At 58.1% G+C, this 21272-nt stretch carries 7 protein-coding genes; 3 read left to right on the top strand and 4 right to left on the bottom strand.

Annotated features, from left to right (window positions below):
* The first annotated feature begins 147 nt into the window (after positions 1 to 147).
* Both ACYZT6_RS05825 and ACYZT6_RS05820 read left to right on the top strand, forming a co-directional pair.
* Complete coding sequence (locus tag ACYZT6_RS05825) at positions 148 to 516, top strand: DUF6124 family protein (RefSeq protein WP_462026106.1); 369 nt, start codon at positions 148 to 150, stop codon at positions 514 to 516.
* 275 nt (positions 517 to 791) lie between these two features.
* Complete coding sequence (locus ACYZT6_RS05820; RefSeq protein WP_462026105.1) at positions 792 to 5045, top strand: hypothetical protein; 4254 nt, start codon at positions 792 to 794, stop codon at positions 5043 to 5045.
* Between the two features lie 128 nt (positions 5046 to 5173).
* Here ACYZT6_RS05820 and ACYZT6_RS05815 read toward each other — a convergent pair whose 3' ends face one another.
* The 3 genes from ACYZT6_RS05815 to ACYZT6_RS05805 all read right to left on the bottom strand — a co-directional run bounded on the left by ACYZT6_RS05815 (position 5174) and on the right by ACYZT6_RS05805 (position 11749).
* Positions 5174 to 7471 (bottom strand): autotransporter outer membrane beta-barrel domain-containing protein, encoded by a 2298-nt coding sequence (locus tag ACYZT6_RS05815; RefSeq protein WP_462026104.1) that lies wholly within the window; start codon positions 7469 to 7471, stop codon positions 5174 to 5176.
* A gap of 282 nt (positions 7472 to 7753) precedes the next feature.
* The gene (locus ACYZT6_RS05810) at positions 7754 to 9688 is read right to left on the bottom strand and encodes a hypothetical protein (RefSeq protein WP_462026103.1); all 1935 of its coding nucleotides are present in this window, start codon (positions 9686 to 9688) and stop codon (positions 7754 to 7756) included.
* Between the two features lie 120 nt (positions 9689 to 9808).
* Positions 9809 to 11749: a hypothetical protein gene (locus tag ACYZT6_RS05805; RefSeq protein WP_462026102.1), complete on the bottom strand. Its 1941-nt coding sequence runs from the start codon at positions 11747 to 11749 to the stop codon at positions 9809 to 9811.
* Between the two features lie 551 nt (positions 11750 to 12300).
* Here ACYZT6_RS05805 and ACYZT6_RS05800 point away from each other — a divergent pair.
* Positions 12301 to 12660: a DUF6124 family protein gene (locus tag ACYZT6_RS05800; RefSeq protein WP_462026101.1), complete on the top strand. Its 360-nt coding sequence runs from the start codon at positions 12301 to 12303 to the stop codon at positions 12658 to 12660.
* 403 nt (positions 12661 to 13063) lie between these two features.
* Here the strand turns inward: ACYZT6_RS05800 and ACYZT6_RS05795 are convergent, their stop codons facing one another.
* The gene (locus tag ACYZT6_RS05795) at positions 13064 to 20971 is read right to left on the bottom strand and encodes a retention module-containing protein (protein ID WP_462026100.1); all 7908 of its coding nucleotides are present in this window, start codon (positions 20969 to 20971) and stop codon (positions 13064 to 13066) included.
* Positions 20972 to 21272 lie beyond the last annotated feature (301 nt).

The following is a 21272-nucleotide window of genomic DNA, read 5'->3' as shown; positions in this document are numbered from 1 at the left end:
CGTCTCGTCTTTTATGGTGGTCATGCGCAGGGCATCTTCGGGTGCGCCGTTTTCCTAGAGCCCGGTCTACCAACCTGCGTATGGCCTCCACCCATCGTTTGGTAGCGAGGGTGATGGCTCCTTTTAAGTGCTTTAGGAGTTTCATCTATGTTCAAACCAACACCAAACCCACCAGAAGCGGACGACGTTTCCCCCTACGAAACCGCCGATTCCAAAAAACTAAACGACGCCGCCGAGCGAGCGCTCGACTTCCACTTCCCGTCGAATGCCGACATCAAAGCCACCCCGCGAACCCGCAGTACCCTGTTTTCCGTGGACCCAGAGGCCACGACCGAAACCCTGGCGGTTTATCTGGTCGAGACGCTGGCCTCGGTCGATGTGATGGTGCATCAGTTGGTGGATCATCTGGAGGGTGAGTCGCGTTATGCGCTTTTGGGCATTTCGAACAGCATCATGGTGGCGGAGATTGCGGCGAATCGGGTGCTGGATAACGTTGATCCGAAGCTAGCCAGTTAAACCGCGTCATCGTTCATCGCGAGCAGGCTCGCTCCTGCATTTGGACTGTGTTGATCACAATATCGGTGTACGGCGCCGGTTTTGATGTGGGCGACCTTGCTTGCGCTGCGTAAAACAAGAAACGGCCAACCCTGGCCGTTTTTTTCGCCTACCGTTTGTCGAAAACCCCTGCCTACCTGTTATTTCTGACAGTAGCCAGCGCGCCTTTCATCGGGCCCAATCAACCATCAACTGTCCCCCTCCCCCAGTGGCGAACCTTCGCCAAGGAGTTTTTGATGGCCGCTTCGGGTCTGTTCCTGTTTCGTCCTTCAGGGTCTGTCATCGCCCCATTGCAAAACAGGCCGCTGCTGATTGCCGGCGCGGTCGAGCCAATTGTGGACGGTGACGCCGGCATCAACATCAGTGTGGTAGAGGACCATCCGGACGGTGTGTTGTGCGCCGTCAACAAATACAGCCCTCCGGTGCAGGCGGGCGATCAGATTGATGTGTACTGGGACGGCGAAAAGATCTTCCACAAGGAAGTCCAGCCAGAAGAAGTCGACAATGACTTCCTGTTCTTTTTCCTGCCTGTCGCGCTCATGGTTCCCGGTTGGGTGGAACAGGTTTATTACGTGCTCACTCGCCAGGGCGAGACCGTGCCGGACGACCCGTCGGCGGCGTTGCGGGTGCTGGTGAAGCTCGACAGGCCGGGGGGGCCCGACAAAGAACCTCAGTGTGGCTGGCACTCCGAACTGCATATAGCGCAACTGCCCCGGGATGCGATCGAAAACGGTATCGATGCGGAGTGGGCCAAAAATGGTGTCCCTGTCACGATCCCCATCTACCCGGGGATTCATCGATACGACGTGATCATCCTGCACTGGGGCAGCGTCCGAATCCCCCACACCGTCACCGCGCAACAGGCCGCTGGCGAAGACCCCATCATTATCCTGGTGGATCAGGACGCCATTCTCGCCGGCGGTGACAGCGCGGCGTTGACGGTTCGGTACTTTCCTCACGACCAGGTGTGGAACTGGGCAGCCAAGCACTCAAAAGGCACGGCCGTTCTGGTCGACGCCGGTGCCTGGCGCCTGGAATCACCGATCATCAACAATGCCGTGAACGGTGTCATCACCCTCAAGGATCTGAACCAGGAAGACGTCACCGTCCTGGTCAAGATTACAATCAACGATTACGATCTCGGCGACACGGTGAAGATGACCTGGATCGGCACTCCCGCCGTCGGCAAGCCGTTGATCTACACCCAATCGCGAGTCGTGGACAACATCCCGACCCACCTCGAATTCAAGGTGCCCTACGCCCAGGTGCGCGCAATCGCCATGGGGACGGCCGATGCGTCCTATGTGTTGACCAAGCTGGATAACTCGCGCCCCCTGTCGTCCAAACGCGAATTCGCCGATGTCATTGGCGATGTTTCGATCCTCCCCGCCCCCCGCGTTGAGCAAGTGGTGGGCGCCACGCTGGAACCCGACAACGAATATGCAACGGTGTGCATCAGTTATCCCGGCATGGCAAGCGGTGACTACCTCAACCTGATCTGGCTGGGCACCCAGGCCAACGGTCAGACGTATCTGCACGAAGAGCAACACACCGTCAGCTCAGGAGAGGCCGCCGACAAACTCGTGATGTTCTATGTCGACGGTCAACACATCGCGGTCCTGGACAAGGGCTCGCTGGACCTGTCCTACCGCGTCTCCAACGACGCCGCGGCGCTATATGGCATCAGCGAATCGGAGCGTTTGCTGCTCAAGGTCGAACAACTGCGCGCCACGCTACCGGTGGCCGTTGTGCTGGAAGCCGACCCACCGGACGTGCTCGATCCTTCAAAGGTTTTCCACAACGTGAATGTCAGGGTCGATTACCTCGGCACGCTCCCGGGTGACATTCTGACCTGCCACTGGAGCGGCAACGGGCCTTTTGGCAGCACCACCAATTGGGTGCCGATCACCACCGTGAGTGCCGGCAAACCGGTGACGTTCAGAGTGGCGGCCGAGTTCGTTACGGCCAACATCGGTAAATACGTCAAGGTGCGTTACACCGTGAAGCGGGCGGCTACGGGGTTGTACAGTTATTCGGTGACGTTGAACTTGCTGGTCGCAGCATTGATCGCACCAACCCTGGATACAGTCACCGATTCCAAAGGCCTGATCTCCCAGGGCGGCATCACGTTCGACAGGTCGGTGACCGTTACTGGCTCGGCCAGCCCCGATCAGAAAATCCGGCTGCTCGATGGCGCCACGGCGCTGGACGAAGCCACCGCCGACAGGAATGGCGACTGGACTCTGGTCGTAAATGAATTGACTGCCAAGGCGTACAGCCTCAAGGCATTGGCGTTGTATGGCAACGGTGAAGAGTCCCCGCCACGCACCTTTACCGTGGCGGTGGCGGTCACACCGACCATTGACTCGGTCACCGATTCCAAAGGGCCGGTCGCCCAGGGCGGCATCACCTTCGACAGGTCGGTGACCGTTACCGGCAAGGCCAGTCCCGATCAGAAAATCCGGCTGCTCGATAGCGCCACGGCGCTGGACGAAGCCACCGCCGACAGGAATGGCGACTGGACTCTGGTCGTGAATGAATTGACTACCAAGGCGTACAGCCTCAAGGCATTGGCGTTGTATGGCAACGGTGAAGAGTCCCCGCCGCGCACCTTTACCGTGGCGGTGGCGGTCACACCGACCATTGACTCGGTCACCGATTCCAAAGGGCCGGTCGCCCAGGGCGGCATCACCTTCGACAGGTCGGTGACCGTTACCGGCAAGGCCAGTCCCAATCAGAAAGTCCGGTTGCGCGACAGCACCACGACGTTGGGTGAACCCATCGCCAATGATTCCGGCACCTGGACTCAAGTTGTCAGTGCATTGACGGTCAAGGGTTACAGCCTCAAGGCGTTGGCGCTGTATGGCAACGGTGAAGAGTCCCCGCCGCGCACCTTTACCGTGGCGGTGGCGGTCCAACCGACCATTGACTCGGTCACCGATTCCAAAGGGCCGGTCGCCCAGGGCGGCATCACCTTCGACAGGTCGGTGACCGTTACCGGCAAGGCCAGTCCCGATCAGAAAATCCGGCTGCTCGATGGCGCCACGGCGCTGGACGAAGCCATCGCCAATGATTCCGGCACCTGGACTCAAGTTGTCAGTGCATTGACGGTCAAGGGTTACAGCCTCAAGGCGTTGGCGCTGTATGGCAACGGTGAAGAGTCCCCGCCGCGCACCTTTACCGTGGCGGTGGCGGTCCAACCGACCATTGACTCGGTCACCGATTCCAAAGGGCCGGTCGCCCAGGGCGGCATCACCTTCGACAGGTCGGTGACCGTTACCGGCAAGGCCAGTCCCAATCAGAAAGTCCGGTTGCGCGACAGCACCACGACGTTGGGTGAACCCATCGCCAATGATTCCGGCACCTGGACTCAAGTTGTCAGTGCATTGACGGTCAAGGGTTACAGCCTCAAGGCGTTGGCGCTGTATGGCAACGGTGAAGAGTCCCCGCCGCGCACCTTTACCGTGGCGGTGGCGGTCCAACCGACCATTGACTCGGTCACCGATTCCAAAGGGCCGGTCGCCCAGGGCGGCATCACCTTCGACAGGTCGGTGACCGTTACCGGCAAGGCCAGTCCCAATCAGAAAGTCCGGTTGCGCGACAGCACCACGGCGTTGGGTGAACCCATCGCCAATGATTCCGGCACCTGGACTCAAGTTGTCAGTGCATTGACGGTCAAGGGTTACAGCCTCAAGGCGTTGGCGCTGTATGGCAACGGTGAAGAGTCCCCGCCGCGCACCTTTACCGTGGCGGTGGCGGTCCAACCGACCATTGACTCGGTCACCGATTCCAAAGGGCCGGTCGCCCAGGGCGGCATCACCTTCGACAGGTCGGTGACCGTTACCGGCAAGGCCAGTCCCAATCAGAAAGTCCGGTTGCGCGACAGCACCACGGCGTTGGGTGAACCCATCGCCAATGATTCCGGCACCTGGACTCAAGTTGTCAGTGCATTGACGGTCAAGGGTTACAGCCTCAAGGCGTTGGCGTTGTATGGCGACGGGGATGAGTCCACCCCGCCACGCACTTTCACAGTTGAGTCCTGGGTAGATTCAGTAACAGACTTCACCAATGGCACTTCCGGCAATTGGTTAAAAGGACCTGCAGGTTATCAAGGCAGGGTAACCGGGGGAATGTTTCGCAATCTAACAACGGCGGTCTCAGGACACTCGGGTGTGTTATTTAGCCAAACATTTAGACTCATAACTGGAAAGACTTATTCGTTCAGTTATCAAGCTCGCAACCACTCTCCTCAACCAGAAAATGTGGCTCCGTCTTTTTCGGTCCGTTTCGCATCTGGCCAATCGATTCTGCCGGTTTATAACGTTCCCCGCACAAATCTATGGTACACACAAACCAACAACTTCACGGTCACTCAGAGCGGCAACCATCAACTGCAAATAATAAGTCACCAGGATCGAGGTGGCAACGGCGGTTCCGATGGAGGAAATGATTATGATATAGACAATATCATTGTTCGCTTAGTTGGCTAAGCTAACGAATCCGTACATAACGCTTACGCACTTATTCAAGCGACACCCCCCCAGAAAATGACATATAAAAAAACACCGCATACCCCAAAGTAGAAGCGGTGTTTTATTGTCAAGCTTCAAACTTTCACCTACCAGTTATACCGCACCCCAAAGTTAACCCTCCAAGGCATCTCAATGTGCTCGCCCTTCTCATAATTGAAATCAACATGCCCCTGCAGCGTCTCGGAGAGCGCCACCGCTACCCCCGCCCCGAATTCGGCACGGTAGCCCGACAGGTCGTTGTTGAACACGTTGTTGTTGACCTGCACTTCGTTGTTTTTGGCAAATTCATAACCCGCCGCGGCACTGATATAAGGCTGTACCACCTTGCCGTTGCCAAAGTCGAAATCGCGCCCGAAGGTGCTGCCGACCTTGCCCTGCATCGAGCGGGCTCGATCGCCGTCGGCGTCCATGCCGTTGTCCAGGTTGTAGTGTTTTCCCTGGATCACGACAGACGAGAATCGGGTGAACGGTTCGATGAAGAATCCATTGCCGAACTTGATGTGCCGACCGAATTCAGCCCAGCCGCCAAGGCCGGAGTTGTCGTAGTCGCCCTCGGCGCGGGAACCGTCGCTCAGGCCGACTTTTGACTCGTTGCGGAAGTGGTTGAACTTCAGCGCTGCATCGAAGTAGTAACCGGAGGCAGCGTCAAGCCAGGTTATGTAGGGTCCGACGTAGTAGCTCTCGACGGTGCCGGAGGTGCCGTAATCAAGGTTCAGATCGGACTTGCTGTACCCCGCCATTAAGCCCAGAAACCATTGGCTCTCAGCCAGTCTCGCGTCCGCCCCCAGGGAAAAACCTTTTTGGGTTTGCTGATAGGCCACGCCCGAGCCGTCGGCCACGTTGTATTGGCTGCCGAAAGTGCGCACCCAGGCGCCCGACCGGCCGCCGTTGAATCGCAGTTCGCCCATGCGGCTGCGTAGCGATGCATCTTCAGTATGAACGACAGAGATCGGCGTATTGAACAGGGCCAGTATCGCACGCGCACCCGGGCTGACCGTTTGGGTCACAGGGTCCAGATACCAGTCGGTGGCCCCGCTTTCATTCGTCAAGCTTTTCAGCAAATAGGACCAGGTCCCCTGATCCGCCCTGCCGCTGACCAGCGAGAATTGCGCATCACCCGCCTCGGTGTGCACCAGGGTCAATTGCCCGGGCGACACGGCGTCCAGCCCGGAGGCCGCAACCGACAGACCGAATTGGCCTGTGGCCACGCCCGTAACATTCAGGAAGTCGTGCTTGCCTGTGGCGAAGTCGCCCTTCATCACAAATACACTGGCGTCGGTACCTGAACTGGCGAGCGTTCCGACGTTCAGCTGGTAGAACGTATTCGGAGCATCGGCCGCACCGAAGCTGACCGTGCCGCCATTCATGGCCAGTGCGCCGACAGTGTCGTTGTGGGTCAGGGTCCAGTTCGAACCGCTGTTGATGGTCACGCCGTCGACTTTATCGAGGCTGCCGGTGAACTGTGAATTGTTTTGCAGGGTGACCCTGGCTGAGGAGGCGTCATCGGCCAGCACTACGTCGCCGAACATATGACCTGAATTGAAGACGAGGTTGGCAACGCTGCCGCCGTCAATGTTCACGTTGCCGTTAAGTACGCTGTTGTCCACCTCGACGTTTGCCGTGGAGGCATCCTGTATGTCGAGCAAATTGCCGTTTCCGGCGAGTAGAGTGGAATTGTTCAATATCCCTATGCCGGCCGTAGCGCCAGCGTCCACGAGGATCGCCGAGCCGGTCAGTGCTTGTACCAAGGCAGAGTCGAGTACAAGCCTTGGCCCCTCCCCCACACTCTCCACATCAGCACGCATTCGAACACCGACTGCATCGGCCAAGATCCTGCCACCGGACACTCTTACATCAGCACCGAAAGAACTGATTCCAACGCCGTTTTGTGCCGTAGCGGTGACTTGTGTATCGGTCAATTCGACCAGGCTGCCACCGCCGGTTTCAATCCCGGCCCTACCTCCCGTGATTTGACTGCCGACTATCACCGCGTGGGATCCCGTGGCCGTTCCCGATTCACGATTGACCAACATCCCCACACGGTCACCGGTGACTATCGCATTGGTCAGGTTACCGTTGGCATTGGTTATCGACACCCCGGCATTACCAAGGCGTCCTGCATACGTCCCCCCCTCCGCATTAAAGGTTGCATCGCTCTGGATTAATACTTCGAATGTGCTCGCCCCGTTGGAATTCAATACTGCGCCATTGCGTGCGCGATAGTTATCGGAGGTTGTTGTCTGATCGATATCCAGGGTTTCACCTGCTTCAATCGGCGTTAACGCAAAGGCTGCGGGGCTTGCCAGAAAAAATGGAGGTAGAGTCAACAACGTAAGTGCGCAAGTTAGCCTATGCAATGGGGATACATAAAACTGGTTTTTCATGGACAACTTCCCTCAAGTGTTTAAGCCAGACATGCCCGGGATAATTACATCGGAGGCATAAGAAATTTTAAGCGCAAGGGTATGAGATAAAAAGGGAGCCGTCTGTAGGATTAATCCTTGAATGAATAAGGAAACCCCCACAAACGGATTAGAGAAAAATATAGCCGAAACAGAATTATTTATTTATTTAATGACCGCACAATGGCATTCATATTTGACAGCAACTGAGGGTTTCAGGTGTTGCCCCTCCACCCTCAGCCAGGCTCTACACAGTTGTATTTACTAGGTTCCGGGGCAGTAATTTTGATCAATATCAATCATGATAACTCGCTCTAAGTGTGCACCTGACGGGTGATCGCGACCATCGATTGTCGTTGTATAAGTAATCTCCCCATCACCATCCTTGATAGGTTTAAGAGCCGTATTAAATGGCAAATAAACTTCAAACCCATCGACATGCTCATTACCCTCCAACGTCTTGATGATTAAAAAATCTTCCACAGGAGTCGGTAGGGTCGGTGCCGAATTAAAGGTATTTCCCTTCCAGGTGAAGTTCAATACCAGACCAGCTTTCAACGGTTCTCCCCCCTCCACTCTGACAATAGCGGCTTTACCCACCACTGGGATATCCCGAAGCGAACTGCATCCCAACAGAATCCTGCCACTATCGGTAGTATGAAGATGCATGAGTCTGGGATTTTTGAGGATGACAGGGAAGATATAAACATCCACGTCCTGACGCTGAGAAGGGTTTTCATTGGCACCATTTGCAAGGTTGGTAATGACGTAATGAACTTTAAATATCCCATTTTTTGTGGCTTCGAAAATGCTCGATGCGATTTTGAAGTCCATCAGGTCACCAGAGGCTTCATCACCACGAACCGTATAAAGTCCGTCGTCTCCAGGTACCGCCACTCCATTCCAATACAAGCGAACCAGATCCCCAAGTTTTCGCTCGTCATAGATAGGCACAGTCACTGTTGCGGGCTGCCCCTTATCCCCCTCAAGCAGTGTGTTGTCTTCCGCAGTAACAGCGCCTTTCACCGTCACCGCAACCAGATTCGGATTGCCGTTTTCTGGATCCGGATCAGGATCTACAGGGCCTGCAATGCTCACGTTGACATCAACCAACGTACCCAATGGCTCTCGATGAATATCGCCGGCACGGTCAATCTCATAAGATACTGGTACACCTGTCTGAACATCTCCTCCGGCTGCCACATCAACAAACGATACGTCGACAATAACTGCTACGGTGCCATCTGTATCTTTCAGCGGCTGCGCCTTGCCATTCCAAAATACCCTGGCCTTGTCACCCGCCAGGCCATTAGAGAAGGCTGGAATGGTGACTCCAACGGAGGGAATCGCATCCGCACGATCAACCAGCCCATCAAGCGCTGCAGGTACCACCGGAGGCTGCAAACCACTGGGAACGGGGGTTAGCTGAATCGTCAGATTGGTTTCTGCAGAAACAGGGCCGATATTTCCAGTGCGATCTTCATACCTGAAATAGAAAATATTTGCGCCCTGTGCTCCGTTCTCGATTGAAGCCTTCGGTATTGGGATAGTGATTGGCACGGTAAAGTCGTCGGTAACGGGAAAACTACCGATTTCTACAGCAGGGTTACTTTTACCGTAATAGCCTCTGACTATATCTCCGTTCTTTACGTCTTCCGGCGAAGCAATAGTCATTTTAACCCCGCCTTCGGCGTCTAAGTATTCTTTCGTAACAACGCCACCGATAATTTCTGCAGGCGGCAACGCCTCAGCACCTGGATTACCATGATTAGGGGCAGTTGTATCGATGTAGAAACTTGATGTAGGCGAGTACGTTGTAATACTCCCATAGACGATAGCGAAGCCTAATTTAAAGGGCCCTGGAGTTGCCGTGTGCAAAGCAGGCAATGTCATTGTAAAATCGGTCGGAACTGGTACTGGAAGCTCAATCCAGCTCGAAACTGGCACCCTATCTCTTGTTAAAGCAATGTCACAGTCTTTAGGTCGAGCCCCTTCCGGAATCTCCACTCGTGCAAATTCCACGATACAATCCAGCCCCTGCCGAGCCAGCTGCAACCTTTTAACTTCATCCCCGGGTATTGACGGCAATAAACCGAACACTTCCGGAGCTAAACTTTCGGCAGCGAGACTACGCCGAAATGCTTTCATTTTTTCACGAGCAAGCTCTGCCGCTGATAGATTTTTTTCGAAGTTTGACATTATTCTTCTCCTGATTAACAAGCGGGGTCGGGCGACCCACCACACTACTTTCAACGAGCCAACATGAATTTTAAATAAACTCATCAACTAAATATTTCATAGCAAAACATCAACAATGCATCAGTTGTCCTGACACAGATCTTTCTCCGGAGAACACACCTCACCACTGGGCATCGTCCGATTGATAATGACAAAATCTTTCTTGGAAGTACCGATGATTAATCCAAGCCTTTGCAATTTGTAATACACCAACCCTGAGCCGTTATTTACCATCGGCGCAATCAATGTTTCGTAATCTGCGACCACAATATCAATATCTTTAAACAACAAAGACGCTGAAACCTCGTGGGGAATTTCCGCGTACGTTCCTTCAATTGGATCAGTGCCATTGACACCTTTGCATCCTTGCCAAACCAACAACAGCGTATCGCCAGGCTGAAAACGTGGATCGTGGGCAATTCTGACAGTCACCCCCTCCCACAATCTCGGCCTTGCACAACAGTGCAGAACGACGCCCTTGCCTGCATGAGGGAACGTGGGCTCCTTGAGGTTTTCAATTAACTCAATCGCGACCCTCACGTAAGTTGGTAAAGACTGCTGCTGGTTAACCCCGTTGCTGGTGGTGTAATGAACCGGTAACGCCAGATTCTGTTTATCCGTCTTGATGACATCCCACGGCACGGTGAACTCAATAGGTTTACCCGTTGTGTCACCTGCTTGAACTTCATATTCAGCGACTGGCCCGGGGTAATTGCCCCAATAGAGTTTGAGCAATTCCAACGGTTTGGGATTGTCATACAGCGCCAGATTGACTGTGGCTGGAAGTTCATTATCAACCGTGAGCAAGGTATTGAGGATGGATGAGTTCTGCCCCCACACTTCCACTTTAGCCAGATCTTCATTGACCAATGCCGGCGCATTGGCGTGATCCTGCCCGGCCACCCTCAGGTCAACAGCGACCGTGATGTCCGGTGAGGGCGATCCATAGGTCGCGCCTTGCCGAATCTTGTAGTAGACCTTCGCTCGCAACGGCCCGTCCCCTTTGGCTTGCAGCGTCGGCCAGGGCACCGGAGCCTTGAGAGGAAAGCGCGCGGGATCTACCGGGATTTCGATGAGCGCCGTGTCATCCCAGAAAATAGCTACCCACTGCGACGGGTCGGCAGAGTCGAACTCATCAATCTCCACTCGAACACCGTCACGGGCCTGCTGACGATCAACCAATCCTCTGGGTGACAGCGGAACCCTGGGTGGTCGCAACTGGCCAGGGGCGGGTGTCAGGTCTACCTGAATGTCCGCCAGACTGGATCTGGGACCGGTATTCCCGGCCCGGTCTCTAAGCCAGTAATACAGGAATCGCTTTCCTTCACCCCAAGGGCGAATTTCATCGGCGTAAACGGTGATCAGCAATCGGTTGTTGTCGATATCTTCCTGACTGAACTCCTGCTCGCGGATCGGTTGTTCGCTGTCGGGCGGGGATTCTCGATCCGTCCAGAAGTACACCGCACGGTCTCCTGCGATGACATCGTCGTACCAGGGCACGTCAACAATCACCTGACCATGTTCGGTCAAGTAGAGCTCGGTAATCGTGCCGCCCAACTCGACAGGGAACACCACCGCATCGGGTTTGCTACCGAAGTTGGGAGGTGTGTTGTCGATGGTCAGTTTTTTTCTAAGCGACTCTGTCGGATTAGCTTCTGAAACAGAGACCCTGACGGCTACCTCGTAAACTCCGGCAGACAGGTATTCGCGAGGAACATGGAGTGTTTGCGGGAATTCGATAGGCGTGTCGTTGGGATAAAACTGATCATGAACACGCCTGAATGCAGTCCCCGCGGGCATGAATCCAAGCTCGACCCAATCCGATTCGTCGGGCCCGACTCCTTGCCTGAATTCGGTGAACGTAACGGCCAATGCCGTGCCCAGCGCTGACCTTGGCAACAGCCCATTCGGGTCATTCTGATCAATCACCGCCGGCACTTTCGGCGCCTCATCAATGGCACCAAACGATGAAGGCAAGTCCTTGGACTCAGGCAGATCGTTAGCTTGATCGGGCGATACCATGGCGAGCCTTCCCTGACTGAGAATACGTGGGCAGCGCGCCTTGAGATGAACTCGCGCTTAACGTGACGGCTTCATTTAATGCCTGCTTTCAGTGACTGGCTACTGTCAGAAATTACAGGTTTTGCTACCGTTCGTCGGAGATTGGTACTTCGCTCAGGGGTAACTGAGGGGACGCAACTTTTCATATGGATAGAGAAATAAACAGCGCTGTTTAAAAGACATCTTCTGACACTGACTCCGACTACACATCCTTGCGCCGTTACCTACGACTGCGCCAGAATCCGCCGGCTTGTGTGCCTTGGCCCCTCGCTCTATCGTTTCCGTGTCGTTGCAAATGCAGCGATCGGGTTTAGCAGCTCGGTAAATATCAAGGCACGCAATGTCCCCTCTGATCGGTCGGCTTTTGCCTCCTGATTGGCGTTTTGGTGACTGTGCGTGGGGCACTTCGGTGCGCCGGGTTCCTTGATCCCTGGTCTGCTAACCCGCGTACAGTCGCCACCCTTTTCGTTAGCAGCGATGCGTGGCGGCCTCATTGATCAGGGAGTTTCACCATGTTCAAAATCACACCCAACCCACCCGAAACCGACGACGTTTCCCCGTACGAAACCACCGATTCCAAAAAGCTCAACCAAGCCGCCGACCGCGCCCTCGATTACTACCTCAAACCGGTCATTCCCAAAGACACCCCGCGCAAACCGAGCACGATTTACTCCATTGCTCCCGACACCAACGACGAAACCTTGCTGGTCAACGCCTGCGAAACCCTGGCGTCGGCGAGTGTGATGCTGAGTAATTTCGCGGGGTTGATGGAGGGCTCGCATCGCAATACGGTGCTGGGGATTCAGCAGGTGGTGATGCTGGGGGAGTTGGCGGTGAATCGGATGCTGGATAATTTTGTTCCGCAGGCCTAGCGAAGAAGCTGAGGCGAACGCTTTCCTGTGCCTAGGGGGCTTTCCTGTGGCGAGGGGGCTCGCCCCCGTTCGGCGGCGAAGCCGTCGTAAAACCGGTTTGTGCGGTGTGCCTGAAAACTCGCGATAGCAGGTTTTGGGGCTGCTTCGCAGCCCAACGGGGGCAAGCCCCCTCGCCACAACAGCCCTTCAGGCAACAGGTTTTGCGGTGGTCTTTTGGGCCTCTTCGCGAGCAAGCTCGCTCCCACAGTTCATCTATGTTGTTCGCATAATTTGTGTTCACTGAAGATCGAATGTGGGAGCGAGCTTGCTCCGGGCGGCGATCCGACGATGGCGATGCTACAGACAACAAAAAACCCGCCATTCCTTCAACAGGAATGACGGGTTTGTCGTTTCAGATTTCAGGTCACACGGTATCCACCTTCAACGAATGGTCATTCAACATGCCATTGATGATGGTCGCCGTATCGTGACCACCCGCCACCACCCCGCCCGCTCCCGGCGTGACGCCGTAGTGGCTGGCCAGGTTGACGCCGGCCAGGTCGATGGTCTGGTTCGGTGCCGCGCCGGCCATGGCGCTGACGTCGATGCTGGTCAGTACCGAGGCGCCGCTGCCGATGACTTTGAAGTGCAGGTAGTCATCCAGCGACGCGGCGGTGTTGTTTTCGCCTTGCAGCAGTTGCGACAGGTCCAGCTTGTCGGTGCCGGGGGTGAAGTCGGTGACAAGGTCGTGGCCGCTGTTGCCTTTGAGCCACTGGAAGGTGTCGGCCCCTGCCCCGCCGGTGAGGGTGTTGTTGCCCAGGCCGCCGATCAGGAAATCGTCGCCGCCACCGCCCTTGAGTATGTCGTCGCCCAAACCGCCGGTGATGACGTTGCTCAGGTTATCGCCCGTGAGCAAGTCGTTGAAGTTGGAGCCGGTGAGGTTTTCGACTGCGGTCAAGGTATCGGTGCCGGCGCCGCCGGTGTTTTGCGCGGTGGCCACGCTCAGGTCGACCGTGACCCCGGCGGTGGCGTGGGCGTAACTCACGGTGTCGGTGCCGGTGCCGCCGTCGAGCAGGTCGTTGCCGGTGCCGCTGAACAGCAAGTCATTGCCGGCGCCGCCGTGCAGTTCGTTGTTGCCGTTACCGGCGCTGAGCACGTCGTTGCCGTCGCCGGCATTGAGGACGTTGTTGCCGGTGCCCGCCACCAACACATCGTCGCCTGCCGTGCCGGTGAGGGTGTGGCCACCCTGATAGCTGATGGTCACGGCCGCGCTGTCACTGCCGCCATGACTGTCATTGGCGGTGTAGATGCCGTGGGCGTCCGGGGCGATGTCGTGGCCCCCGGCGTAGTTGAGGGTCATGGTCAGCTGGTAGTTTTCCGCGTTGTTCACGCCGCTGCCGCTGGTGTTGGTGATGTTGGTGATGTGGATCTGATAGGTCCCGTCCGCCGACGCGGTGAGGGTTTGCCCGTCCGCGAGGGTGATCCACGCCCCCCCGTTGAGCGAGTACTCCATGGCGATGTGACCACCCGCCAGGTTGTGGTCCAGATTGAGGGTTTCGCCCTGTTTCAGGTTGACGGTAATCCGGTCCTCATCGTTGGCGTTGCCGGTGGTGACCCCGCCCAGATAACCACTGACCACCAGCACCGCCGTCATGGTTGCCGCGTTCGCCGTAAAGGCGCTGCGCACATTTGCCAGGACCTGGTTAGCGTTGTTGTTGCCGGTTGAGGAGAAGTTGATCGCCCCGGTGCCGGTGAAGTCGGCGCTTCTGGAAATCCAGCCTGTGTTGAACGTGGTGGGTGACGCCGTCAGCGGATCGCCATTGGCATCGGTGTCGTTGGCCAGTAGCAACTCGCCCGGCACCACGACGCTGCCCGAGAGCACGTTGGTAATGATGTGGTCATCGACCGCCACCGGCGCCGCGTTCGGAATGACTTTGACCGTCAGCGTGGAGCTCGCCAGGTCGCCATCGTTGTCGCTGGCGGTGAAGCCGATTTTTTCGGTGATCACCACCGACGTGGTTTTTTGCGAGGTGTAGGTGTACTCGCCGGTGTCGAGGTTCACCACCAGGGTGCCGCCATTGTTGGTGGCGATGCTGATGGAGTTGTTCACCGTGTTGAACGTGCCGTGGTTGGCGCCGCCACTGAAGTTCAGTGCTCCCTGATTGCTGTTGCCTTTGGGATCGTAGGTGTACGTCGTACCGTCGACCACGAGGGTTTTGATGAAGCCGCCATCGGCGCCGAACGTACCGCCCTCCAGCAAGGTACCCGTGACCGGCGCACCGACCACTGTGCCCGATAGCACCGAGTTGAGTTGGTTGAGATCGGTCACCACCACCGCGTTGGTGTTGGTGTGCGTGCTGCCGTCATAGGCCAGCGGATCGAGGTTGGCGTTGCTCACGCCATTGCCCAGGCCAATCGCGTAGTTCTTGATGCTGTTGGCATCGAGGAAGGCTTTGAGCGCGGTTTCATCCGCAGTGCCGATGTCGCCTTCGTTGGGTTTGCCGTCGGAGAAGAAGTAGCCGACGTTCTGCGCCCCGGTCAGTTTGCCCGAGGTGTTGAACGCGGTTTGCATGGTGGCGACGGCCGCGTCGTAGTTGGTGCCACCGCCGGCAGTCAGGCCGGAGATGATCGACTTGGCGGTCGCTACATCAACCCAGATCGATGTCTTGTCGGTGGCGTTGCTGCTGAACGTGACGATCTGCACTTTCACATCGCCCAGGTCGTCGTACTTGTCGAGCAAGGCACTGATCGCCTGCTTGGCCAGCGCCAACCGCGACAACCCGGGTACGCCCGAAGCGTCGGCCATACTGCCGGAGACGTCGATCACCAGCAGCAGGTTGGAATCGATCTCGACCGCGGCGACCGAACGATCGGCAGCGACCGCTTTGGGCACGTCATCGACGATGTTCACCACGATGGTGCTGGTGGTGCTGTTACCGGAGGCATCCGTGGCTTTGTAGGTGAAGCTTTCGCTCAGGGTGTTGGCCCCGTCGTTGGCGTTCGGCGACGTTTTCGGTGCCGAGGTCAGGGTGTAGGTGTAGGTGCCGTTGGGGTTAAGCAGCATTTGCCCGTACGCCCCGGTGGCGCTGCCGACCAGGGTGTAAGTGATGGCGCCACTCGCGCCGGTGACGGAACCCACCAGGGTGCCAGTCGCCGTTTCGCCGGTGTTGCCGGGTTCGCTGCCGGTGACGTTACCAGCGGCCAGATCCAGCCCGTCCTTGGTCAAGTCCAGCGCTTTCTCGTAGACGGTCACGTCGGTATCGGTGACCGCTTTGATGCAGCTGTTCGACACATCGATGGTGATGGTGGTGGTGCTTTCATCGCCATCGGCATCGCGCACGGTGTAGGTGAACGTGTCCGTGGCACCCGCCCCACTCACGGCGTTTGGATTGCTGTGATAAACCGCGTTGCCGTTGGCATCCAGGGTCAGGTAGCCGTAGGTGCCGTTGATGTTCGAGCCCAGGCCGCCGATGGCCGAGGACGACGTGTCCGAACCTGCGCGCACGCCGACCACTGCGCCGCCGGGTGCCGCGCCGTCGGCGCCCTTGATGTCGTTGTCCAGCACGTTGCCGCTGACCGTGCCGCCTTCAACCACGCTCGCCGTATCCGCTTTGGCGGCCGGCAAATCATCGACGATGTTGACGTTGATCTGACCTGTCGCGGTGCTGCCGTCGGTGTCCGTCGCCACGACGTTGAAGTTCTCGGTAATGCTATTGGCGCCGTTGGCGGTTGGATGGGTTTCGTTATCCGCCAGGGTGTAGCTGTAACTGACCACGCCGGTGGCCGGGTTGTAACCGGTGATGGTCAGCGTGCTGCCGAGTGGTGTGACCACCGATTGCGGGAAGCCTGCCGCCACACCACCGGTGACCAGCGCAATGCCGCCCACGGTCAGGGTTTGCAGACCATCCATCGCGGTCACGGTGAAGGTGCCGCTTTGGGTCAGGGCCGGGGTATTGGGGCTGGTGCCGTCGCTGAGGTTTTTCTCGTAGACGGTCAGTTCACCACCGTACACATCGAGGCCGTTGAGGGTGACCGGGTCGTTGTTGTTGTGGATGTTCAGCACCAGGTTGGCGGTGCTGGTATCGCCGTCGGCATCGGTAAGGGTGTAGGCAAACGTTTCGGTGCCGTTGCCGCCGCCGTGCAGGTTTTTGAAGTCCGCATCATTAGTGTTCAGCGTGTAGGTGTACGTGCCGTTGGCGTTGAGCACCAGGGTGCCGTAAGTCCCGGTGAAGGTGCCTGGAGTCACAGGCCCGACGTTCGGCCCGGTGGCGACGTGGTCCGCGCCTTGAACGTCGTTGGTCAGAACGTTGCCGTTGAGCGTCTGCACAGTCTCCGATGCGGTGCCGGTGTTGCTGTCGTTAACGGCTTTTGGCACGTCATCGACGATCTTCACCACGATGGTGCTGGTGGTGCTGTTGCCCAGCGAATCAGTGGCCTTGTAGGTGAAGCTTTCGGTCAGCGAATTCGCACCGTCGTTGGCATGCGGCGTGGTGGTCGCTGGCGACGTCAGGGTGTAAGTGTACGTGCCGTTCGGGTTGAGCTGGAGCTGGCCAAAGTTGCCCGTGGCGCTGCCGACCAGGGTGTAAGTGATCGCGCCGGTCGCACCGGTCACCGAGCCGACCAGCGTGCCCTTAGCGGTTTCGCCGGTGCTGGTGGGGTCGCTGCCGATGACCGTACCCGCCGCCAGGTCTTGCCCGTCCTTGGTCAGGTCCAGGGCTTTTTCGTAGACGGTCACGTCGGTATCGCGGGACGCGACGATGCAGCTGTTGGACACGTCGATGGTGACGGTGGTGGTGCTTTCGTCACCATCGGCATCGCGCACGGTGTAGGTGAACACGTCGGTCGCGCCCGGGCCGTTCACCGCATTCGGATTGCTGTGATAGGTCGCGTTGCCGTTGGCATCCAGCGTCAGGTAACCGTAGGTGCCGTTGATGTTGGTGCCCAGGCCACCGATGGCCGAGGTCGACGTGTCCGAGCCTGCGCGCACGCCAATCACGGCGCCGCTGAGCGCCGGGCCGTCGGCACCGCCGATGTCGTTATCCAGCACGTTGCCCGAGATCGTCGCGCCTTCCGCAACCGAAGCGTAGTCCGCGTGGGCGGTGGGCAGGTCATCGACGATGTTGACGTTGATCTGGCCCGACGCGGTGCTGCCGTCGGTGTCCGTCGCCACCACATTGAAGTTCTCGGTGAGGCTGTTGGCGCCGTTGGCGGTTGGATGGGTTTCATTATCGGCCAGGGTGTAGCTGTAGCTGATCACGCCGGTGGCCGGGTTGTAGCCGGTGATGGTCAGTGTGCTGCCCAACGGCGTGACGATCGATTGCGGGAAGCCTGCGGCCACGCCACCGGTCACCACGTTGATTCCGCCCACGGTCAGGATTTGCAGGCCATCGAGCGCCGTCACGGTGAAGGTGCCGCTCTGGGTCAGGGCGGGCGTGTTCGGGCTGGTGCCGTCGCTGAGGTTTTTCTCGTAGACGGTGAGTTCGCCGCCGTTAACGTCGAGGCCGTTGAGGGTCACCGGGTCGTCGTTGTTGTGGATGTTCAGCACGAGGTTGGCAGTGCTGGTATCGCCGTCGGCATCGGTGAGGGTGTAGGTGAAGGTTTCAGTGCCGTTGCCATTGCCGTGCAGGGCTTTGAAATCTGCATCGCTGGTGTTGAGGGTGTAGGTGTACGTGCCGTTGGCGTTCAGCACCAGGGTGCCGTAAGTCCCGGTGAAGGTGCCGGGGGTGATCGGCCCGGCACTTGGGCCAGTCGGCACGCGGTCGGCGCCTTGCACGTCGTTGGTCAACACGTTGCCGTTGAGGGTCAGCAGGGTTTCCGAAGCGGTACCGGCGTTGCTGTCATTCACGGCTTGCGGCAGGTCGTCGACGATGTTGACGTCGAGATTGCCGTTGGCGGTGGTGCCGTTGTCATCCACCACGGTCACCGCAAATTGCTCGGAAAGGCTATTGGCACCGTTGGCGGTCGGATGCGATTCGTTATCGGCGAGGGTGTAGCTGTAACTGACCACGCCGGTCGCGCTGTTGAACCCGGTGATGGTCAGCGTGCTGCCGAGCGGCGTGACGATCGATTGCGGGAAGCCTGCGGAGACACCGCCGACCACCACGTTGATACCGCCGATACTGAGAGTTTGCACACCGTCGAGTGCGGTGATGGTGAAGGTGCCGTTTTGGGTCAACGCTGGTGCATCGGGGCTGCTGCCGTCGCTGAGGTTTTTCTCGTAGACGACAAGTTCGCCGCCTTCGACGTTGAGGCCGCCAATCGTGACCGGGTCATCGTTGTTATGGATTTCCAGCACCAGGGTCGCGGTGCTGGTATCGCCGTCGGCATCGGTGAGGGTGTAGGTGAAATTCTCGGTGCCATTGCCACTACCGTGCAGCGCTTTGAAATCTGCATCGCTGGTGTTGAGGGTATAGGTGTACGTGCCGTTGGCGTTCAGCACCAGGGTGCCGTAAGTCCCGGCGAAGGTGCCGGGCGTGATCGGGCCGGCGTTTTCGCCGATGGTCACGCGGTCGGCGCCTTGCACGTCGTTGCTCAGCACGTTGCCGTTGAGGGTCAACAGGGTTTCCGAGGCAGTGCCGGCATTGCTGTCATCGACCGCTTTGGGCAGGTCGTCGGCGATGTTCACGTCGAGATTGCCGTTGGCGGTGGTGCCGTTGTCATCCACAACCGTGACGGCGAATTGCTCGGAGATGCCGTTGGCGCCATTCGCGGTCGGATGCGCTTCGTTATCGACCAGGGTGTAGCTGTAACTGACCACGCCGGTTGCGCTGTTGAACCCGGTGATGGTCAGCGTGCTGCCGAGCGGCGTGACGATCGATTGCGGAAAGCCTGCGGAGACGCCGCCGACCACCACGTTGATCCCGCCAACGCTCAAGGTTTGCACACCGTCGAGCGCGGTGATGGTGAAGGTGCCGCTCTGGGTCAGCGCCGGCGCATCGGGGCTGCTGCCGTCGCTGAGGTTTTTCTCATAGACGACGAGTTCGCCGCCTCCGACATTGAGGCCGCCAATCGTGACCGGGTCATCGTTGTTGTGGATCTCCAGCACCAGGTTGGCGGTGCTGGTGTCGCCATCGGCATCCGTCAGGGTGTAGGTGAAGGTTTCGGTGCCGCTGCCGCCGCCGTGCAGTGCTTTGAAATCGGCGTCGCTGGTGTTCAGCGTGTAGGTGTAAGTGCCGTTGGGATTGAGCACCAGGGTGCCATATGTCCCGGTGAACGTGCCGCCAATGATCGGCCCGCTGTTGGGGCCGGTGGGAATGCGGTCAGCGCCCTGCGAGTCGTTGGGCAGCACGTTGCCGGTCAGGGTCAGCAGGGTTTCCGAAGCGGTATTGGCGTTGCTGTCATCGACCGCTTTGGGCACGTCGTCTTTGATGTTGACGTCCAGGGTGCCGGTGGCGGTATCGCCATTTGAATCACCGGCAACGACGGTGAACTGTTCGCTGAGGTTGTTGGCACCCTCGCCGGCCGAATGGGTGTCGTTGCCGACCAGGGTGTAGCTGTAACTGACAACGCCAGTGGCCGGGTTGTAACCGGTGACCGTCAGGGTGTTGCCGAGTTGCGTGGTGATCGACTGCGGGAAGCCGGCGGCCACCCCGCCGGTGATCACGTTGATGCCGCCGATGCTCAGGCTGGTCAGCCCGTCTGGCGCGGACACGGTGAAGGTGCCGTTCTGAATCAACGCGCCCGGATTGCTGGCAGAACCGTCGGCGAGATTGGCTTCGTTGAGGGTCAGTTCGCCCCCTGCCACCGACAGGCCCGCGAGGGTGACCGGGTTGTTCGGCAAGACGCCTGTACCTCCTGAACCGGCACCGTTGTCGCCGTTGTCCGGGTCACCGGCCAGACGTTCCAGCGGAAATTCGGGAATGCCGTTGAAACCCGCAGTGGGGAAGCCAATGACGGGATCGACCCGCCCGCCCACTTCTTCGAGCATGACGAAACTGTGGCCACCGCCCGCCGCCCCACCGGGTGCGCCGGTTGGAGCAGCTCCGGCCGCCGTGGCTTCAGCCGTTTGAGTCGGGTCATCACCGGCAGCGATAGCTTTTTGCAGTTGCTCGACATCGGTCAGTTGCGCCTGAGTAGGCGTCACTGCTTCAGCGGTATCTACATGGGGCGCCTGGTGCGCCAGTAGCTGGGAGGTCATTTGCAGGCTGCTGCCGCGCCCGAGGGTCAGCTCCTGGCCATTTTGCAGACGCACGGCCACCGCGCCTTCGGACCCGGTGATCAATTGGTCGCCAGCGAACAATCGATCGCCCTCGACCAGCGCACGTCGGGTGCCACCGCTTTCCGCGAACACCTGACCAATGACTTTACTGACGATACCGATGAGCGTTGCCATGTGCATTTCCTCCGCTGCCAACCGCTGTCGGCACCCTGTTTGTGCGAAGAACGTGCTCATGGTTGAAGCAGGTTGGCCTGGCGGATCGCCTGCGGGGCGCTTTTACCTGAGTAAGCCGCTGCCCCGGCGTTCTTCTCGCCAAGCGTGTCGCTCGCAGGGGACGTGTCCGGTTTGGTAAAACCCCATTGCTATCAATAACCTTGGGGACCCAATCACCGTCAAATCGCCCTGCGAGCAATGCGTAACGATTTTGAACCTATGCAGTGACAAAAAAATGTCACCTCAAAACCGTTTCGCTTCC

Source organism: Pseudomonas sp. RT6P73 (assembly GCF_054897715.1).
Note: the sequence above shows the minus strand (reverse complement) of the source record. Positions and strands in the feature narration are given on the sequence as shown.

Excerpts from the sequence above, each read along its gene's own strand:
- ACYZT6_RS05825 (WP_462026106.1), top strand. The coding sequence starts at position 148 with ATGTTCAAACCAACACCAAACCCACCAGAAGCGGACGACGTTTCCCCC.
- ACYZT6_RS05820 (WP_462026105.1), top strand. The coding sequence starts at position 792 with ATGGCCGCTTCGGGTCTGTTCCTGTTTCGTCCTTCAGGGTCTGTCATC.
- ACYZT6_RS05815 (WP_462026104.1), bottom strand. The coding sequence starts at position 7,471 with ATGAAAAACCAGTTTTATGTATCCCCATTGCATAGGCTAACTTGCGCA.
- ACYZT6_RS05810 (WP_462026103.1), bottom strand. The coding sequence starts at position 9,688 with ATGTCAAACTTCGAAAAAAATCTATCAGCGGCAGAGCTTGCTCGTGAA.
- ACYZT6_RS05805 (WP_462026102.1), bottom strand. The coding sequence starts at position 11,749 with ATGGTATCGCCCGATCAAGCTAACGATCTGCCTGAGTCCAAGGACTTG.
- ACYZT6_RS05800 (WP_462026101.1), top strand. The coding sequence starts at position 12,301 with ATGTTCAAAATCACACCCAACCCACCCGAAACCGACGACGTTTCCCCG.
- ACYZT6_RS05795 (WP_462026100.1), bottom strand. The coding sequence starts at position 20,971 with ATGGCAACGCTCATCGGTATCGTCAGTAAAGTCATTGGTCAGGTGTTC.